Source organism: Psychrobacter glacincola, assembly GCF_965118485.1.
GTDB classification, from domain to species: domain Bacteria; phylum Pseudomonadota; class Gammaproteobacteria; order Pseudomonadales; family Moraxellaceae; genus Psychrobacter; species Psychrobacter glacincola_D.
Window position 1 is genome coordinate 1 of sequence record NZ_CBCPJH010000070.1, and the last position, 3,126, is coordinate 3,126.

Annotated in this window: 5 protein-coding genes; 3 read left to right on the forward strand and 2 right to left on the reverse strand. The window is 40.0% G+C overall.

Translation table 11 applies throughout. The features are described 5' to 3' along the window. The first annotated feature begins 141 nt into the window (after window positions 1–141). Window positions 142–741 (forward strand): IS3 family transposase, encoded by a 600-nt coding sequence (locus tag ACMHKH_RS14490; protein ID WP_413521326.1) that lies wholly within the window; start codon window positions 142–144, stop codon window positions 739–741. 197 nt (window positions 742–938) lie between these two features. Then, complete coding sequence (locus ACMHKH_RS14495; protein WP_271134396.1) at window positions 939–1,094, forward strand: hypothetical protein; 156 nt, start codon at window positions 939–941, stop codon at window positions 1,092–1,094. A 305-nt stretch (window positions 1,095–1,399) separates the two neighbouring features. On the opposite strand, the gene ACMHKH_RS14500 is transcribed toward ACMHKH_RS14495, so the two are convergent. Then, on the reverse strand, window positions 1,400–1,840 hold the full coding sequence (locus ACMHKH_RS14500; protein WP_413521327.1) for a hypothetical protein: 441 nt from the start codon (window positions 1,838–1,840) through the stop codon (window positions 1,400–1,402). 271 nt (window positions 1,841–2,111) lie between these two features. On the opposite strand from ACMHKH_RS14500, the gene ACMHKH_RS14505 reads away from it, so the two are divergent. After that, a complete protein-coding gene (locus ACMHKH_RS14505; protein ID WP_413521328.1) occupies window positions 2,112–2,531 on the forward strand; it encodes a PPC domain-containing protein in 420 nt (139 codons plus the stop codon). A gap of 273 nt (window positions 2,532–2,804) precedes the next feature. Here the strand turns inward: ACMHKH_RS14505 and ACMHKH_RS14510 are convergent. Continuing rightward, window positions 2,805–3,126 (reverse strand): MgtC/SapB family protein (locus ACMHKH_RS14510; protein WP_413521329.1); only part of this gene is annotated, 322 nt, incomplete at its 5' end.

Below are 3,126 nucleotides of genomic sequence, written 5' to 3' on the forward strand. Positions count from 1 at the left end.
TTATTGTCTGCTATCTTCTTGACGGCTTCGGCTTTAAATTCGTCACTATAGCTTCTTATTTTCTTGGTCATGATAAACTCCGATTAATACGCTTAGTTTACCAAGTTTAGGTGTACGGTTTTTTCAGCATAGCTCAGTCAATTGAAGACGCACAAATATAAGCACTGTGATGAGGCGCATAAAATCCATAGCAACCTATTGAACTGTAACTTTAGCCCATCAGTGCCCAATCAATTCTGGACGGGCGATGTCACTTATATTCGCATTAAAGGCGGCTGGTGTTATTTAGCGGTAGTGTTAGATTTGTATGCTCGGCGTATGGTGGGCTTTGCCGTGTCAGATTCGCCTGACAGCATGTTGACAACTAAAGCGCTGCAGATGGCGTATCAGACCCGCCTGGAACCAAGTGGTGTGCTGTTTCACTCCGATCAGGGAACCCATTACACCAGTAAGAAGTTTGCTGAATCCGTGGCGAGTTGTGACGGCATGAAGCAGAGTATGAGCCGAAAAGGTAACTGTTGGGATAATGCACCAACTGAAAGATTCTTTAGAAGCTTTAAGACGGAGTGGAGGCCAAAGGGCGGTTATGAGAATATCGCTGAGGCTAAAAGTGGCATTGTTGATTATATCTGGGGCTATTATCAAACCGTGAGACCGCATACTTTCAACAATTATTTAACACCGCTAGAAAAAGAGAAACGCTATTTTAATAAAAACCTCTTATCAGCTGTCCTAAATTAGTTGACCACTACAATGATAGCAGTCTATCTTAAGTGGTCTATTAATGGGGTTGAAGGATGAAACAGATGGTTCCCTATTTGAACTACCTTACAAAAAATAAAACATGAGAACACGCTACAGCTCTATTAATTTCTAATTCGTATAAGATATATCCAAATAAATATCGTTATAGTTACTTGTTTACCTAGGATCTCTATATGAATAATAAGATGATAATAATCATTGCTATCACTGCTATTTTTGCATTTTGGCTAGGCATCAAAGCCCATGAATTTTATTACGATGATATTTGCTTGGATCTAGGCGGTGGCAGAAACCCAAGCGGTTATCCTATTTGTGTCATTGAGCGATAACTATGCTGCGACAATCGACTTCATAGTTATTAGCCTCACATACAATACTGGCAGTTCGATGCCTGTATAGCGCACCGATCTCGAATAGAATATGCATGGTAAGTACATCATGAAGTACACTACAGTTATCACAACAACTCAAAACCGCGATATCATTAGCCTGAAGCTGAAGGTTCGTCCTCACTAGGGAACCGAACCCATGAAAGCGCCTGATTAGTTATTTTGACAACTTTTTCATGCCTACAACAATGCAATGTAATTACTCTCATGGGTATACGTTGGCTACCGCTTGGGCTTGTCTGCTACTATGTGGGCGCAATTTCTATTGCACCAGCAACGGCACAACCCTGATATGCTTTGCCTGCGTAAGTTAATATTGCAGTAAATTCATTTTGATAGCCATTGTCATCGATACAAAGGTTATTTTTTATATTCACAACAATAGGCTGTCCATTGACAGTACTCGCGTATTCGACACCTTCAGTATTGACAGAACCAGAACCCACCACGGTAACTGTTGCTGTCGTTGGCTTTAAGAAATTTGCCTCTATACTTAGCTCATTTCCTTCAATCACTATTCGCCAAATTTTTCCTTTGTTTCCAAAAGCAGTAAATGCCGCTGACGCTACCGGCACTTCTATTGTAGGCTGCTTACTCAGATCCGTGGTGTCGGCACGATGGTTATTACAAGCCACTAGAGCTAAGCTGCCCGTTAAGCACATTGTCGTTAGAAGCAAAGAACGCATAATTTTTTCCTTTAAATATAATAAGAGAACACTACTATTTAGCAGTGTTCTCTTTGTTTACGTGATGAAATTCAGGTTTTTACTACCATAGGTAGGTTTGCGGTAGAACTAGAAGCTAGGGCATTAATTAATACTATCCATTACGGGCAACCTTATTCAGTAACTTACCAACGCACTCTCTATATTAGTAATACTAATATAACATATCTATAAAGGTTGACAGTGTGCAATAAGATAAAATAGTTTTTTTTACTGCTTGAGTGTTTAAAATATGAAAAACTTAACTGCTGCTATTCTAATTGCGCTTCCTGTTCTAATGGTAAGCCCTATAGTAATGGCCGCCTCTTCAGATGCAGTGGCTAAAACTGTTGATGTTCAATTTAAAAAAGGCGCTAGTTCAGCTAACTATTATGGGAAATTAAAGGGTAGTAAGTACGATTCCTATACATTTTATGCCAAAAAGAACCAAAAGCTTTCTGTTAAAACAACGGGAGGGAATGTAGATTCTTATTTATTCCATAAGAATTTAGCAGACTCTGTTAACGTAGGAGAGTACGCCCCTGAGCTGGATGACCAAGGTTATTACACGCTTCCATATTCAGGTAAATATGAATTACGTATCCTTCAGCCACGTTCTCAAGCTTCTAAAGGAAAAACACCCCCATATTGGCTAGAAGTATCTATTCTATAGGTATATAAGCTTAATATTATGATGCTGATCTACGCTATCACATATTACAGACAACAATTATCAGCATGAGTATGGTTGTCAGTATAGCGTACCGATCACGAATAGAATGTGTATGGCAGGTACACCACGAAGTACACTATGACTGTTTCAGTGAGCAAAGCATTTGATACCAATGCCTCAAAGCGGAGTATTCAAGTCCTCACTAGGGAACCACACTCTTAGACTTTGCTAAACATATTTTTTAGGTATCCCGATTGAAACTAAGAAAAATAACTACTCCAGCTTATCCTTCACCTTGAATGGTTCTGAGAATTGCAGAATCAAGAAATTGACCACCGATAATATGATCGCAATCTCATAGCGCCCATAAGCAACGGAGATACCGATAGCAGCAGTATTCCATAAGCTTGCTGCTGTCGCCGTCCCTTTTACACTATCATTGCCTTTAAAAATAGCCCCACCACCGATGAAGCCCATGCCCGTAATAATCGCGTACATGATTCTCGCTTCAGGCTGTGAGCCATGATAGATATCGACAGCAACTAACATGAAAGCACAGGATGCAATACTTACTAGTGGAAAGGTTCTGAGTCCG